Origin of the sequence: Halorubrum sp. SP9 (assembly GCF_005435015.1) — an archaeon.
Classification (GTDB): domain Archaea; phylum Halobacteriota; class Halobacteria; order Halobacteriales; family Haloferacaceae; genus Halorubrum; species Halorubrum sodomense.
The window spans coordinates 1-14,855 of the sequence record NZ_SGXU01000046.1; the positions used below are offsets into that span (position 1 = coordinate 1).

16 protein-coding genes are annotated in these 14,855 nt (G+C 69.1%); 11 read left to right on the forward strand and 5 right to left on the reverse strand.

The window, feature by feature from the left end; translation table 11 throughout:
* Positions 1 to 86 precede the first annotated feature (86 nt).
* On the reverse strand, positions 87 to 671 hold the full coding sequence (locus EXE45_RS15335; RefSeq protein ID WP_092921186.1) for a GNAT family N-acetyltransferase: 585 nt from the start codon (positions 669 to 671) through the stop codon (positions 87 to 89).
* Positions 672 to 893: 222 nt separating this feature from the next.
* Here EXE45_RS15335 and ligA point away from each other — a divergent pair, with 222 nt between their 5' ends.
* The 9 genes from ligA (at position 894) to EXE45_RS15380 (ending at position 10,895) form a co-directional block, all read left to right on the forward strand.
* Positions 894 to 2,702: an ATP-dependent DNA ligase LigA gene (gene ligA / locus EXE45_RS15340; RefSeq protein ID WP_137694817.1), complete on the forward strand. Its 1,809-nt coding sequence runs from the start codon at positions 894 to 896 to the stop codon at positions 2,700 to 2,702.
* Between the two features lie 86 nt (positions 2,703 to 2,788).
* Complete coding sequence (locus EXE45_RS15345) at positions 2,789 to 3,652, forward strand: hypothetical protein (protein ID WP_137694818.1); 864 nt, start codon at positions 2,789 to 2,791, stop codon at positions 3,650 to 3,652.
* A 35-nt stretch (positions 3,653 to 3,687) separates the two neighbouring features.
* Positions 3,688 to 4,422 carry an MBL fold metallo-hydrolase gene (locus EXE45_RS15350; protein ID WP_137694819.1) on the forward strand — a complete coding sequence of 245 codons (735 nt, stop codon included), beginning with the start codon at positions 3,688 to 3,690 and terminating at the stop codon, positions 4,420 to 4,422.
* 136 nt (positions 4,423 to 4,558) lie between these two features.
* Positions 4,559 to 6,133 carry a hypothetical protein gene (locus EXE45_RS15355; RefSeq protein ID WP_137694820.1) on the forward strand — a complete coding sequence of 525 codons (1,575 nt, stop codon included), beginning with the start codon at positions 4,559 to 4,561 and terminating at the stop codon, positions 6,131 to 6,133.
* Between the two features lie 272 nt (positions 6,134 to 6,405).
* Entirely contained in the window at positions 6,406 to 7,287 is an 882-nt protein-coding gene (locus tag EXE45_RS15360) for a CAP domain-containing protein (RefSeq protein ID WP_137694821.1), read from the forward strand.
* A gap of 74 nt (positions 7,288 to 7,361) precedes the next feature.
* Positions 7,362 to 8,057, forward strand: a complete 696-nt coding sequence (locus tag EXE45_RS22020) for an AN1-type zinc finger domain-containing protein (protein ID WP_137694822.1) — start codon at positions 7,362 to 7,364, stop codon at positions 8,055 to 8,057.
* 82 nt (positions 8,058 to 8,139) lie between these two features.
* Positions 8,140 to 8,586, forward strand: a complete 447-nt coding sequence (gene cdd / locus EXE45_RS15370) for a cytidine deaminase (protein ID WP_137694823.1) — start codon at positions 8,140 to 8,142, stop codon at positions 8,584 to 8,586.
* Between the two features lie 197 nt (positions 8,587 to 8,783).
* Positions 8,784 to 9,635: a nucleoside phosphorylase gene (locus EXE45_RS15375; protein WP_092921192.1), complete on the forward strand. Its 852-nt coding sequence runs from the start codon at positions 8,784 to 8,786 to the stop codon at positions 9,633 to 9,635.
* A gap of 78 nt (positions 9,636 to 9,713) precedes the next feature.
* Positions 9,714 to 10,895, forward strand: a complete 1,182-nt coding sequence (locus EXE45_RS15380) for an NAD(P)/FAD-dependent oxidoreductase (RefSeq protein WP_137694824.1) — start codon at positions 9,714 to 9,716, stop codon at positions 10,893 to 10,895.
* Between the two features lie 123 nt (positions 10,896 to 11,018).
* Here the strand turns inward: EXE45_RS15380 and EXE45_RS15385 are convergent, their stop codons facing one another.
* The gene (locus EXE45_RS15385; protein WP_092921194.1) at positions 11,019 to 11,552 is read right to left on the reverse strand and encodes an Rrf2 family transcriptional regulator; all 534 of its coding nucleotides are present in this window, start codon (positions 11,550 to 11,552) and stop codon (positions 11,019 to 11,021) included.
* A 108-nt stretch (positions 11,553 to 11,660) separates the two neighbouring features.
* Positions 11,661 to 11,879: a hypothetical protein gene (locus EXE45_RS15390; protein WP_092921195.1), complete on the reverse strand. Its 219-nt coding sequence runs from the start codon at positions 11,877 to 11,879 to the stop codon at positions 11,661 to 11,663.
* Positions 11,880 to 12,014: 135 nt separating this feature from the next.
* On the opposite strand from EXE45_RS15390, the gene rocF reads away from it, so the two are divergent.
* Positions 12,015 to 12,920 (forward strand): arginase, encoded by a 906-nt coding sequence (gene rocF / locus EXE45_RS15395; RefSeq protein WP_092921196.1) that lies wholly within the window; start codon positions 12,015 to 12,017, stop codon positions 12,918 to 12,920.
* A gap of 19 nt (positions 12,921 to 12,939) precedes the next feature.
* Here the strand turns inward: rocF and EXE45_RS15400 are convergent, their stop codons facing one another.
* On the reverse strand, positions 12,940 to 13,239 hold the full coding sequence (locus EXE45_RS15400; RefSeq protein WP_092921197.1) for a hypothetical protein: 300 nt from the start codon (positions 13,237 to 13,239) through the stop codon (positions 12,940 to 12,942).
* Positions 13,240 to 13,384: 145 nt separating this feature from the next.
* Here EXE45_RS15400 and EXE45_RS15405 point away from each other — a divergent pair, with 145 nt between their 5' ends.
* Positions 13,385 to 14,176, forward strand: a complete 792-nt coding sequence (locus EXE45_RS15405) for a PHP-associated domain-containing protein (RefSeq protein WP_092921198.1) — start codon at positions 13,385 to 13,387, stop codon at positions 14,174 to 14,176.
* Positions 14,177 to 14,225: 49 nt separating this feature from the next.
* Here EXE45_RS15405 and EXE45_RS15410 read toward each other — a convergent pair whose 3' ends face one another.
* On the reverse strand, positions 14,226 to 14,726 hold the full coding sequence (locus EXE45_RS15410) for a metal-dependent hydrolase (RefSeq protein WP_092921199.1): 501 nt from the start codon (positions 14,724 to 14,726) through the stop codon (positions 14,226 to 14,228).
* Between the last annotated feature and the right edge of the window lie 129 nt (positions 14,727 to 14,855).

Here is a 14,855-nt window from a genome sequence, read left to right on the forward strand (position 1 = left end):
CTCGCGCGTGCTGTCTCGCGGCCGCCGATGGCGGCCGCTCGCAGGCACGCGCCACAGCGACCGCGGAGAATAGTCGGTCTCGCGGCTCAGCGACCGGTGTCGTACTTGTACGTCGCCGAGTCCGGGTCGATGCCGAAGTCCTCGGCGGACTCCTCCGGCTCGTCGTCGTCGGTCGGCTCGGCGTCTTTGAACGCCTTTCGGAGCCGGCTCGGCATCTCGAACTCGTCGACGGCCAGTTCGAGGCCGACCACGTCGCCGCCGAGGAACTCCCGCTTTTCGGTGAGGCGGTCCGAGAGCGCGGGCGGGAGATCGTCGGTGTCGACGCGCTCGAAACCGAACTGCGTCAGGTACTCGGGCTGGTCCGTGAGCACGTACACCGCCTCGAACCCGTCCGCGGCCGCGGTGTCGACGAGCCGCTCGACGACGTGCGCCCCGACCCCGCGGTGCCGCCAATCCGGCAGGACGCCGATGCCGGTGAGCTCGATCCGGTTCTCCTCGTCCTCGTCGCCGCGGTGGAGGCGAAGCCGACCGAAGCCCGCCCGGTCCCCGGACTCCTCGTCGACCGCGATCACGTAGTCCCGTGACCGGAAGGCGACGTCATCGAGCCCGAGCCGCTCGATCGCGTCCAACAACCACGCCTCGTCACGGTTTTTGGCGTCGCGGACGTACATAGAGAGCCGTACGAGACCGGAGGTGAAAAGCGGTTCCCCGACGGCCGTTTCCGTTCGCGTCTCGGTCGCCGTTTCCCCCGACCGCGACGCCGGGGTTGGTCTCGACGCGCGTCGGCACCGGCTCGCGTTTGCTCGGTTCGCGCGTCCGAATCGGCTCGCGTTTGCTCGGTTCGCGCGTCCGCATCGGGCCGCTTTTGCCCGGCGGCCGCCGACCCGACGCGTATGGAGTTCGCCGCGCTGGCGGAACGGGCGGAAGGGGTGGCCGCGAACGACGGCGACATCGAGACGACCCTCGCCGTCGCAGAGCTGCTCGCGGACGCCGGCGCCGCGGGAGGCGTTGAGGGCGACGGCCCGACCGACGACCTCCCCGTCGTCGTTCGGTTCCTCCTCGGACGCGTCTTCCCGGCCCACGACACCCGGACCCTCGACGTCGGGCCGGCGCGCTGCCGCGAGGCGATCGCCCGCGCCGCGGGCCCGAACGTCTCCGCGGCCGACGTCGAAGACCGCCTCGCGGAGCGCGGCGAGATCGGCGCCGTCGCGGCCGCGTACGACTTCGGCGGGCAGCGGGGACTCGCCGCGTTCGGGAGCGGCCGCGACGCGCTCACCGCGGCCGCGGTCGACGAGGCGCTTCGCGGGCTGGCGGCCGAGAGCGGCGACGGGAGCGAGTCGCGCAAGGAGGACGCGCTGTTCGGGCTGTTCACTCGGTGTTCACCGAGCGAGGCGGCGTTCCTCGCCCGACTCGTCCTCGGCGAGATGCGGCTCGGCGTCGGCGAGGGGACGGTCCGGGACGCGATCGCGGAGGCGTTCCTCGCGTCGCCCGGGGGGTCCGAGGCGGAGTCAGACGCGGAGGACGAGCCCGAACTCCGCGCGTCCGCGGAAGCGGTCGCGGCCGTCGAGCGCGCGCTCCAGGTGACGAACGACTACGGCCGGGTGGCGGTGCGCGCCCGCGACGAGGGGACCGCTGGCCTCCGCGGGGAGTCGCTTCGCGTCGGCCGGCCGGTCCAGGCGATGCTCGCGCAGGCGGGCACCGCGGTCGACGCCGTCGACTCCTTCGGCGAGGTCGCCGTCGAGACGAAGTTCGACGGCGCTCGCGTCCAGGTCCACTACGCGCCGGCCGACGCCGGGCCGGGGAGAACCGAGGGGCTCGGGCCGCGGCTCTACTCGCGGAACATGGACGACGTGACCGGGGCGCTCCCGGAGATCGTCGAGTACGTCGCCGATCGCGTCGACGTCCCGATCATCCTCGACGGTGAGGTCGTCGCGGTCGACGACGACGGCGACCCGCTCCCGTTCCAGGAGGTGCTCCGTCGGTTCCGGCGGAAGCACGACGTCGACCGCATGCGCGACGCCGTCTCGCTGCGCTTTCACGCCTTCGACTGCCTCCACGCCGACGGCGACGACCTGCTCGATCGCCCCCTCCGCGACCGCCACGACCGGCTCCGGGCGGTCCTGTCCGACGCGGCCGCGGACCTCACGCTCGCGGATGACCCGGAAGCCGTCGCGGCCGAGGAGCGGGCCGCCCTCGACGCGGGCCACGAAGGGGTCATGCTGAAGAATCCCGAGGCGGCGTACACCCCCGGCGACCGCGGGCGCGACTGGCTGAAGCGCAAGCCGGACGTGGAGACGCTCGACGCGGTCGTCGTCGGCGCCGAGTGGGGCGAAGGGCGCCGCGCGGAGCTGTTCGGCACGTTCCTGCTCGCGGTTCGCGTGGACGACACCGACCCCGACGGCGACGACCCCGCGCCCGCGGGCTACGCCACGGTCGGCAAGGTGGCCACGGGGATCACCGACGAGGCGCTCGCGGACCTCACGGAGCGGCTGGAGCCGCAGGTCGTCGACGAGGCGGGGACGACGGTCGCGTTCGACCCGGAACTGGTGGTCGAGGTGGGCTACGAGGAGATCCAGACCTCCCCGACGTACTCGGCCGGCTACGCCCTCCGCTTCCCCCGGTTCGTCGGCGTCCGCGAGGACAAGGGCGTCGACGACGCCGACTCGCTCGCGCGGGTCCGCCGGCTCGCCGGCGACGACTGATCCGACGCGGGGTCGACTCGCGACGCGGCCGCCGCCGGCGTTCCGCCACGCGAAACCCCTTGACCCTCGGGCGCGTACGATTGGGTATGCCAGGTCCGCTCGGCGACGCGACGCGGCGCGACCTCACCGACGCGGCCGCCGACCGGCTCGCGACCGAGGGGTTCGAGGTCGCCCGCCCGGAGAGCGGCGCCGAGCCGCCGGCGGTCGCGACCCGCGGCGACGACCGGATCGCGGTGGAGCCGCTCGCTACGGGCGACGCCACGCCTACCGTGATAATCTCGCGGCTCGGCCACGCGCTCGACCGCGACCGCCGCGTCCTGTTCGTCGCCAGGGACGCCGACACCGCGACCGCCGTGCGCGACCTCCTCGCCGAGCCGCCGCTGCTCGCCGCGCGACGCGACGGTCGGCGGACGTTCCACCTCGGACCGGACCGGGTCCCGGTCGCGGGCGGCGGCTACGCCTGCGTCCGCGCCGACGGCCTCGGCGAGCCGACGTTCGCGTGGCGGGAGACGGACACCCCCGCCGGCCCCGTCCCGGCCCACCCCGACGTGGACGCCGCGGCCGTCGACGACGACGGTCGGCCCACGGTCCCGCGGCTCGTCTGCGAGGCCGACGGAGAGGCGGTCGCCGTCCTCGCGGGCGTCGACAGCCTCCGGACCCCGCCGGACGACGCGTTCCCCTTCGCGTACCGCCGGGATCCTGACGACAAGCGGTTTCGCGTCCGGCGCGGCGACGACGGGACCGTCGTCGAGACGGTCGGCGGGTTCGCCGCGCTGCGCGAGGCGGGGTACCTTCCGATTCCGATGCCCTTGGTTCCGGAACACGCGCTGGGGCGCTCGCTCGACGACGAGGCGCTCGCGGCGGCGTGGGACCTCTCCGTGATCGACGGCGCGGACGCCGAGGAGGTCGACGGCGTCGACCGCGGCGCCGAGCGCGACCGCGACCGATAGCCACCCTCAAGGCGCCCGCGGCCGCAGACGGTGACATGACGGTCCGCTACGAGGAGCTCGCGGTGGAGTGGCTCGGCTACGCGACGGCGCGGCTGGAGACCGACGACGGGCCGGTGGTCTACACCGATCCCGGCCGCTACGGCGTCCTCGACGACTACTGGGCGCGCGACGGCGACCTCGTGGTCGTCACCCACGACCACCACTACGACAGTGACGGGATCCGGTCGGTCGCGAGCGAGGACGCGACGCTCGTGGTCTACGACGCGGTCGACCCCGCCGGTATCGACCGCGACGTGGAGCCGATCGACGCGCTCGCGGCCGACTACGAGGTGGTCCGCGTCGGGGAGGAGGAGCGCGTCGACGTCGACACGCCCGCCGGCGAGGTGCGGGTGTGGTCCGTCCCCGCCCACAACGACCCCGAGGGACCGAACGCCGACGCCGACGGCTCCGTCGCGCACCCGCCCGGGTTCGGCTGCGGCTTCCTGTTCTCGCTCGGCGGCCGCACCGTCTTCTGGCCCGGCGACTCGGACGCGCTGGACGGGTTCGCCGAGCTCGACGTTTCCGTCTTCCTCGCGAACGTCGGCGGCGGCGGCATCGTCTCCGACCGCAACGAGGCCGCCGACCTCGCTGAGGCGATGGCTCCCGACCTCGTCGTGCCGATCCACTACGACACCTTCGACCTGCTGGAGGCCGACGGGGAGGCGTTCGCCGGCGACGTGGCGAGCCGGTCGATCCCCGTCGCGCTCGACGCTCGCTCGGCGAACCAGTAGTCGGCCCGGCGGCCGCCGTCGGATCGGACCGGCTGGCGGCCGCCGTCGGATCAGACCGGCTGGCGGCCCCCGTCGGATCGGGAGGCGCTCTCGCGGTCGGAGGCCTTTTCACGTCGCCGCGTCCTTGCCCGGTCGCATGACCACCGAGTCCGCGCTCGCCGACGGGGTCCGGGAGGCGCTTTCGGTCGACGCCGAGGCGTTCGCCGAGCGCGCGGCCGAGGAGGCCGAGATCGTCAAACAGGAGCTTCGCGACGGCTCCTTCGACAACCACCAGTCGATCGTCGGCTTCGAGTACGAGTTCTACGCGGTCGGCGACGGGCGGTGGAGCGAGGAGTCGCGGGCGGGCGAGTACGCGCTGATGCGCGTGCCCCGCCGGATGCTGGAGCTGATGGGGTTCGAGAAGGAGCTGGGGCTCCACAACGCCGAGATGTGTACGAGCCCGCAGCCGCTCTCCGACCACGGCCTCGGAGCGCAGCTCGCAGAGGTCCGCGCCCGGCTGGAGGCCGCGGAGAACACCGCCGGCGTCGAGGGGATGCGGCTCGTCTCCGACGGGCTCTGGACCATCCCGCCGGCGGGCGAGACCGCCCGCGAGTACCTCACCGACAGCGTCGAGGTCGACGGCGTCGTCGTCGCGGTCAACATGAGCGACGCGGTGCGGTATCACGCGATGGCCAACACGCGCCGGGAGGGTCGGGACGATTCCGATGACGGCCCCACGGTCACGCTCGACGCGCCGGGCGTGTCGCTGGCGGCGGAGACGGTGATGCCCGAGAGCCTCATCACGTCGATTCAGCCGCACTACCAGGTGACGCACGCCGAGACGCTCCCGCGGCACTTCCGGTACGCGCTCCGGATCGCCGGCCCGCTGCTGGCGCTCGGCGCCAACTCCCCCTTCTTCCCGCCGGCGCTGTACGACGACGACTGGGACGGCGAGCGCGCCCTCGCCGAGGGGGCGACCGCGAACCGAATCCACGTGTTCGAGTCGGTCCTCAACGCCCGGACCGACGCCGACAAGGTCCGGTTCCCGCGGGACTTCCACGACGTCGAGACCGCGGTCGACCGAATCGCGAGCGACGAGACGCTGATACCCATGCCCGACCCGGGCGGCAGCGACCGGTTCGACGACGCGTTCGCGACGTTCCGAACGAAACACGGCAGCTACTGGCGGTGGGTTCGTCCCGTCTTCGAGGGGTCGAGTCGCTCGGCCGCCAACGCTCGGATCGAGTTCCGACCGATCCCGGGCCAGCCCACGGTCCGCGACTCCATCGCGTTTCAGGGCGTGTTCGCGGGGCTGATGCAGTCGCTCGCCCAGCGGGAACACCCCGTCATCGGGCTCGACTGGGAGACCGCCCGCGACAACTTCTACGCCGCGGTCGCGGACGGGCTCGACGCAGAGATGGAGTGGATCGGCCGCGACGGGGAGCCCACGACCGACACCGACGAACTGTACGCGGACCTCCTCGACCACGCGGAGGCCGGACTCCGGACCGCCGGCTGCGCCCCCGACGAGGCCGCCGAATGGGTGGCCCCGCTCCGCTGGCGAGTCGCGAACCGCACGACCCCGGCGAGCTGGAAGCGAGACCGGGTCCGCGCCCGGCTCGACGACGGCGACGACTTCGAGACCGCGGTCCACGACACCCAGCGCGAGTACGTCCGCCAGCAGGCCGATACCCTCATCGACGGCGGCTTCTCGGCGTGGGCTGACGACTAAATTAGCAGATTGAGCCGCTTTTTAATGATTGTCGCGCGGTGGCGCGTGCCTGTGAGCGGTCGCCGCAGGCGACCGCGAACAGCACCGCGCGAGGGACGCCGCGAACGACGTGGGTGACCATCGGGAACCCACGAGTGAGCGGCGAGGCTGGGGAGGTGTGAGGCTGCGGTCGCAGTGCCGTGAGATTCGAATGGAGAGCTGCGAGTGTGGACTCGATTCATGAACACAGAATCTGGCAATAAAAATAACTAGTTGGTCAGTAAGAGATTGCTATGGACTGCGATCACTGCGGTCGCGACATCGATGGGATGCCGTATACCTGTAACAGGTGCGGCGAAACCCACTGTAGTGATCACCGGTTACCTGAGTACCACGAATGTGTTCACGTTCAGATCATCGAACGCTCGTGGGAAAACTACTCTTCAGCTCAAGCAAAAGAAAGATCATCTGGGTCAAGTAACTCCCTGTCGGGGGTGGCTGATGTTTTTTGGCTACTGATCTCAATCCCATATTGGATCGGCAGTAATATAATCGGATTTCTCAAGTTCACGCGAAAGTATCCAGCTACGGGACTGTGGAAGATCTCGAAGTTTGCGATTATGGCCGCTGTACTCGTACTAATCGCAGGGCAGGCTGGTTTCGGTCCAATCAATTCTCCGCAGGAACAGGTCGTTTCTCCAATTTCGAGTACAGTATCGAACGTAACTGAATCTGCTGAAATAAACAAAACACAGGTGGAACAACTGGTCCACGAAGAAGTGAATCAGAGACGATCAGAGCGTGGCTTATCTCGACTATCAGAATCAACCAATCTCAACCAACAATCCCGCCTACACAGCGATGATATGGCGTCCCACGACGAGTTAGCACACGATCTACCTGGTTCTACCACTGACGAACGACTGTCACAAGCATCCTGTCTTACCGGCGGTGAAAATGTAGCTCAATCGTGGGTATTTGAAGACATAAAAACCGAATCCGGTACGGAATACCTAACCGACGAAGAGGAACTTGCGAAATCTCTGACACGTCAGTGGATGAACTCTCCCGGCCATCGTGAAAATATGCTCAGAACGCGGTGGTCGGAAACAGGAGTCGGGATTACAATTACTGATGAAAATAAAGTGTACGCTACACAGATGTTCTGCGCGTAAATCGGACTCTCAATACCCCCGTAAACGTCTCGTCCTGCCAGAAAAGATAACTTGTTTCTAATCAAAGAGGTCGTATGGAATGCGACCACTGCGGTCGCGATGTAGATCGGCTCCCATATACTTGTAAAGGGTGTGACCAGCAGTTTTGTGTGGAACATCGCTTGCCCGAAGAGCACGACTGTATCCAATTAAAGGCCGAAGCGGCTGAACGGGAGCTAAATCAGGAAGAGAATAGCGTTAAGCCGTGGTTTAAAGAGGAATTTCGCCTTTCAAATGTAGCCTCATCATCAAGCTCTTCGGAAGGTGGAAGGTGGGACGGAAATCAATCAGATGTGCCGACCGCAGAGTGCGTGAACTGCGGCAAGCGCCTTCGTGAACACGAAATCGCAGGATGTCCACACTGTGGTGAGCCGTATTGTGGGGAGCACGTTGCTGGCCACCGGCCTAATTGTGAAGAGCGTGAGCAGGATGAGACCGAGTCGGCAACGACTGTCGCGGAGCGTTACCAAGAGCGGACGCGAAAAAAGCAACAGGAGCGAAAAACACGGACTGATAAATTAGAACAGGAACGGGCAGAGCGTTTTTCGAGTCCAGACGTGAATCCCGACGGCAGTCTTTCGGATCCAGATTACGAGGAGGACATCCAATCGATCAGCCCCGGTGATGAAGACTCTGGTACCCCGGAAGATTCTGGTAGAGTTCTGAAGCTAGCAATCGCAACTCTCGCAGTTGCCCTGATGGCTTATTTGGGATATCTATTCGTAGTCTAACCTCGTTCAAATAGCCCTCCAGATATCGATCAGCGTATCCGCGACACAGTACAGTTATCGGCGCGCCGCGTCATCCGTCGGTATGGACGATGACGAGCTGATCGCCGCGGCGCGCGACGCCTCAGCGGCCGCCCACGTCCCGTACTCCGAGTACCGCGTCGGCGCCGCGCTCCGGACCGCCGACGGCACCGTCTACACCGGCTGTAACATCGAGAACGCGAACTACTCCAACAGCCTCCACGCCGAGGAGGTCGCAATCGCGGAGGCGGTGAAGAACGGTCACCGCGAGTTCGACCGGATCGCGGTCTCCTCCGGCGTCCGCGACGGCGTCACGCCCTGCGGGATGTGCCGGCAGACGCTCGCGGAGTTCGCGGCCGACGACCTCGTCGTCGCCTGCGACGAGGGCGACGACGCGGTCACGGAGTACACGCTGGGCGAACTGCTCCCGAACACCATCTCCGAGGGGACGCTCGACGACGCGGCGGCGACCGCGGCCGACGCGGCCGACGGCGACCCGGAAGCGAACTGACGCGGCGCGGGCGACGCGTCGGCCGCGCCGCGGATCTCGGTCCGGCATTCTCGCCGGCGTTACGGGGGGCGGGGGCCGACCGCGACTCAGATCCCACCGCCGTGCCACGCCGCCGGAGATGTGCGAGCCGGTCGATAAGGTGCCGTCCCCGTCGCGAGCCGGAACTGGTTTGAGACGGCTCCTCCAACCGCGGGGACATGACCGACGAACCCGACGCGGACTCCCCGGCCGCCGACGCCGAGAGCGAGGACCCGAACGACGGCGCCGGCTACCACGTCGAGGCCGCGCCCGAAGACGTCGCGAACGCGGTCCTCCTCCCGGGGAACCCGGAGCGCGTCGACAAGATCACGGCGTTGTGGGACGAGTCCGAGGAGGTCGCGCGCCACCGCGAGTACCGCACCGCGACCGGGAGCTACGACGGGGCCCCGATCTCCGTCACCTCCACCGGGATCGGCTCGCCGTCGGCCGCCATCGCGGTCGAGGAGCTCGCGCGCGTCGGCGTCGACACGTTCATTCGGGTCGGGTCCTGCGGCGCGATCCAGCCGGAGATGGACGTGGGGGACTTGGTGATCACGACCGGCGGCGTCCGACAGGAGGGGACGAGCGACGAGTACGTCCGCGAGGACTACCCCGCGACCGCCGACGGCGAGGTCGTCTCCGCGCTCGTCGCCGCCGCCGAGCGACTCGGTCACGACTACCACACCGGCGTCACGATGAGCGCCGACTCCTTCTACGCCGGGCAGGGTCGCGCCGGGTTCGAGGGGTTCGAGGCCGCCGGCTCGGACGAACTGGTCGCGGAGCTTCAGAACGCGAACGTGAAGAACATCGAGATGGAGGCGTCCGCGATCCTCACAATCGCGAACGTGTACGGCCTCCGGGCCGGCGCGGTCTGCTCCGTCTACGCGAACCGGATCACCGGCGAGTTCCGGACGGAGGGCGAGTCGCGCGCGGCCGAGACCGCGAGCCTGGCGGTGAAGCTGCTCGCGCGGATGGACGAGGTGAAACGCGAGGCGGGCGCGGACCGCTGGCACGCCGGTCTCTCGCTGTAGCGGGCTCGTGTCCGCGCTGCGTTCGCGATACGCGACCGTTCCAAAGCGACTTTATCTGCGCACCGCGGAGCTACACGCATGAGTACACAGGTCGTCGTCGTCGGCTCCGGGTACGCCGGGGCAGGGGCGGTGAAGGCGTTCGAAGACGAGGTCGGCGAGGGAGAGGCCGAGCTCACGTGGATCTCGGAACACGACTACCACCTCGTCTTACACGAGGTCCACCGCGCGATCCGCAACCCCGCGGTCGAAGACAAGATCACGATCCCCGTCGACGAGATCAAGTCGGCTCAGTCCGACTTCGTCAAGGGCCGCGTCGTCGACGTCGACACCGACGAGCGCGTCGTCGAGACCGACGACGGGACGGCCGTCGACTACGACTACCTCCTCTTGGGCGTCGGCTCAACGACCGCCTTCTTCGGCATCGAGGGGCTCGAGGAGAACGCCCACCAGCTGAAGGGGCTCGACGACGCCAAGGCGATCCACGAGGACGTCCGCGAGGCGGCCGCCGAGGCGACCCGGTCCGATCCCGTCGAGGTCATCGTCGGCGGCGCCGGCCTCTCCGGCATCCAGACCGCGGGCGAGATCGCCGAGTACCGCGACAAACACCGCGCGCCGATCGAGATCAAGCTCGTCGAGGGCCTCGACGAGGTCTTCCCCGGGAACGACCCGCAGATCCAGGGCGCGCTCCGCCAGCGGCTGGAGGACGCGGATGTCGAGATCCTCACCGGCGACTTCATCTCGAAGGCCGACGAGGACGCGGTCTACCTCGGCGGCGGCGACGACGAGGAACCGGAGGAACTCGGCTACGACGTGCTGATCTGGACCGGCGGCATCACGGGCCAGCCCGAGCTGGAGAGCGTCGACGTCGAGAAGGACGACCGCTCGAACCGCGTCCACGCCGGCTCCGACTTCGCCACGAGCGACGACCGCGTGTTCGCCATCGGCGACACCGCCCTCGTCGAGCAGGGCGACGACGACGTCGCCCCGCCGACCGCGCAGGCCGCCTGGCAGGCCGCCGAGGTCGCGGGCGAGAACCTCGCTCGCGCCGCTCGCGGCGCGCCGCTTCGCTCGTGGACCCACAAGGACAAGGGGACCGTCATCTCCGTCGGCGAGGAGGCGGTCGCCCACGACGTGATGGGCATGCCGATCAAGACGTTCGGCGGCACGCCCGCGAAGCTGCTGAAGAAGGCCATCGCCACGCGCTGGATCAACAAGGTCTCCTCCGCGGGCCGCGCCGTCGGCGCGTTCGGCGATATGTAAGCGCGGGCGACTCCTCTCACCGACGCGGCCTTCGGTTCCGAACTCCGACTCTTCTCGTCGACGAGTCAGTCCCTTATTCCCGGTAGAACGTGTCCCGAAGCGGCCTGAACCTCGTTTCCGCAGTCAGTGTTCGGCCGGCTCGTCGGGCGCTCGCATGTCGTCGATCCGCAGGATGAGCGTGTTCGCCGTGTCGTCTTTGCCGTCGACGGTGCCGTCGACGACGAGCTTCGAGAGCGGCGTCGGACCGACGGTGACGCTGTCGCCCTCGTGGAAGTCGCGGACCGAGCCCTGGACGTGGATCTCGGCGCGACACAGCTCCGGGTGGTGGACGCTGGAGAGGTCGATCCCGTCGACGTTGACGCCTTCGACCTCCTCGCCCTCGTGGAAGATCGGGACGTCTGCCGGCTCGTCCATGCGCTGGATGTCGAGCGCCTCGTAGGCGTTCGAGGTGGGCTTGTAGCCGCCCTTCGGACCGGGTACCCCTTCGACCAGCTGGAGGGCCTTGAGGCTCTGCATCTGGTTTCGGATCGTCCCCGGGTTGCGGTCGACCTCCTCGGCGATCGCCTCGCCTTTCACGGCGTCCTCCCGTTCCCCGTACAGGTTGATGAGGGCCGTGAGGATGCTCTTCTGGCTCGACGTGAGCTCGATCGATGACATGGTGGCGAATACACCGCGCCCCCGCTTAAATGCGATGGAACTCTTTTATAAACGATCCCGTGGATTCCGCCTCGACCGCCGGACGCGGTCGATTCCGACCGATCCGGTTCACTCGCCGTGAAGCCGCTTCATCCGGACGTACGCGAGCGGACTCGAGAGCGCGACGACGACGCCGACGCCGATCAGGGCGAGGCCGAGGTCGGGGGCGACGAACGAGGCCGCGGCGCCGGCGAGTCCGATCGCCGCGCCGGTGAACGCGACCGCGATCGTCGCGCCGATCGGCTCGATGTCGCCGGGATCGACCGAGCGGGGATCGGAGCTGCTCATACTCGCTCCGTGGCGGGCCGGGCGCAAAACGGTGTCCGATCCGGCGAGGCGGGCGCGCGGGACCACCGACGGACCGGTGCCGACGGGAGCGCGTCGATCCCCACCATTGAAGCGCCGGCGCGCCGCGTAGCCGGTATGACCACGGTCAGGATCATCGGCGCGCCGACCGACTACGGGGCGAACCGACGCGGCGTCGATATGGGGCCGTCCGCGATCCGGTACGGCGGGCTCGCCGACCAGCTCGCCGGCGCGGGCGTCGAGACGGTGGACGCGGGCGACCTCCTCGTCCCGCGGGCCGAGGAGCGCGACCCGGACGCCGACGCCCCCAGCGAGGGGAAGGCGAAGTTCCTCCGCGAGACGGCCGACGTCTGCCGCCGGCTCGGCGACGAGGTCGCCGCGACGCTCGCGGACGGCGAGGTGCCGCTCGCGCTCGGCGGCGACCACTCCATCGCCATCGGGAGCCTCTCCGGGTCGGCGCGCGACGCGGAGATCGGCGCCGTGTGGTTCGACGCGCACGCCGACCTCAACACCCCCTCAACGACGCCCTCGGGCAACGTCCACGGCATGCCGCTCGCCGCCGCGCTCGGGATCGACGAGTTCGCGGACTCCGAGTGGGCGACCGCGCCGGGACTCTCTCCGGAGAACGTCGCGCTCGTCGGGCTCCGCTCGGTCGACGAGGCGGAGGCGGCGCTGATCAGGGAGCGCGGCTTCGCCGCGTACACGATGTCCGACATCGACGAGCGGGGGATCACGGAGGTCACGGAGGAGGCGCTCTCCGTCGCGTCCGCGGGCGTCGACGGGATCCACGTTAGCCTCGATCTGGACTGGCTCGACCCGAACGCCGCGCCCGGCGTCGGGACGCCCGTCCGCGGCGGGGTCACCTACCGCGAGGCGCACAGCGCGATGGAGATCGTCGACGAGACCGACGCGCTCCGGTCGATGGAGATCGTCGAGGTGAATCCGACGCTGGACCAACACAACGAGACGGCCGAGCTGGCGACGGAACTGGCCGCGAGCGCCTTCGGGAAGCGGGTCCTGTGACGCGGGGTCGACGGTCCGGTTAGACGCCCTGATCGAGCTCTTCGACCACCCGCTGGAGGTCGGCCGCGGCCTCGATTTCGCCTTTGATCTCCTCGCGGCGGCGGACGGCCGCCGAGTCGGCGTCGTACGCGCGGACGAACTCCGCGCGGGTGTGCTCGTCGAACGCGTGGCGGATCGCGAAGTAGCCGTCGGGGACGATGGTCCCGCACACCTTACACTCGTGGCGCTGGTGGTCGTTCGTCTGGTGGACGATCGCCGCTTCCACGTCGTCGAAGCCGGCGTCGCAGTCGCCGATGCCGCACGTCCAGCGAGGGGCCATACCCGAACACTCGCCCGAGGGGGATTAACCGTTTCCCAAACCGTCGGCTCCTCGTCGCCGCCTCGCCGGGTCGCCGCGTCGTCGCGTCACGCGACCCGGCGACGGACCTGCGATCGCGGCACCGCCGTCGTCGAACGATACGCCTTTGCGCGGGCGCGACGACCGTCCCATCGTGACCCGACCGAGAACGCGCGTCGACGCCCACGTCAAGGTGCTCGACGACGAGGTCGTCGCCCGCGCGAAGGCCCGCGGGATCGACGCGCTCGTGTACGCGCCGCACTTCACGCGGCTCCCGACGGTCCGCGAGCGGGCGGCCCGGTACTCCGACGACGAGCTGACGGTCGTCCCAGGTCGCGAGGTGTTCACCGGCGACTGGGGCAACCGACGGCACCTCCTCGTGATCGGGCTCTCCGAGCCGGTCCCCGACTACATCACCTTCGAGGGCGCGATGGCCGAGTTCGAGCGTCAGGACGCCGCCGTGCTCGTCCCCCACCCGGGCTTCGCCACCATCTCGCTCACGCGGCCCGAAGTCGACGCGCACGCCGAGCGGATCGACGCCGTCGAGACGTACAACACCAAGCTCCTTCCTCACCAGAACGCCCGGGCGCGTCGGACCGCCGAAGCGACCGACTGCGCCGGCTTCGGCTCGTCGTACGCCCACCTTCCCGCGACGGTCGGCGAGGCGTGGACGGCCTTCGAGGACGACCTCGACGAGGCGGAAGCGATCGTCGACGCGTTCCGCGAACGGCGCCCCCGAAAGGTGATCCACCGGGGCGGCGCCGGGCACCGGATCCGCGGGCTTATCGAGTTCGCGCACCTCGGCTACGAGAACACGTGGGCGAAGCTCGACCGGATGTTCCTCTCCGGCAACGAGCCCACCCTCCCGTCGAACGTCGCCTACGAGGGCCGGTTCGACGACGTGAGCGTCTACGACTGAGACGACCGGCCGGCGGTCGCTAGGCGCGCCCGGCGACGGGTCGGACGGGCTACAACCCGAATCCGGTCGCGGCCTGCGAGGCCGCGGACAGGTCGAGGTCGAGGGTGACGACGTAGGTGTGGATGGCCCAGAACGCCGCCAGCTCGATCCCGGTGACGATCACGGTGACGAGGTCGGCGTACTTGCTGCTCGTCGTCACGCCGGTCGGCATCCCGAACTCCCGGTCCGAGAGCGGGTGGAACAGCGCGATCCCTCGCCGGCTTCCGACCACGTCGAGAACGTAGTGCGTCAACACCCCGATCCACACGTACTGGAGGTTCCCGAAGAGTATCGGGTACGCGAGGAAGACGGCCAGCACGGGGAGGCTGTGGAGCGTCTTCCGGTGGCGCCCGAATGCGGTGTCGACGTCGGGGAACAGCGCCCCCAACACGACCGGAACGGTGATCTCGGCGACGGTCGTCGCGGTCGCGGCGCCGAGCCCGGGTTCGACGATGAACCCGAGTCCCAGCGCGAGCAGCAGGCCGTTGAGGACGTGGCCGCGTTTGTTCATACCGCTCGCTCTGCGCGTCGGCAGGTCAAACCACCGGATCGCGGCGACGCCGGTACGGCGGGCGTACTCCGCCCGCTCCGCCCGCGAGCCCCGCCTCGCCCGCCCCGCCCGCGACGCCCCGCTCCACAG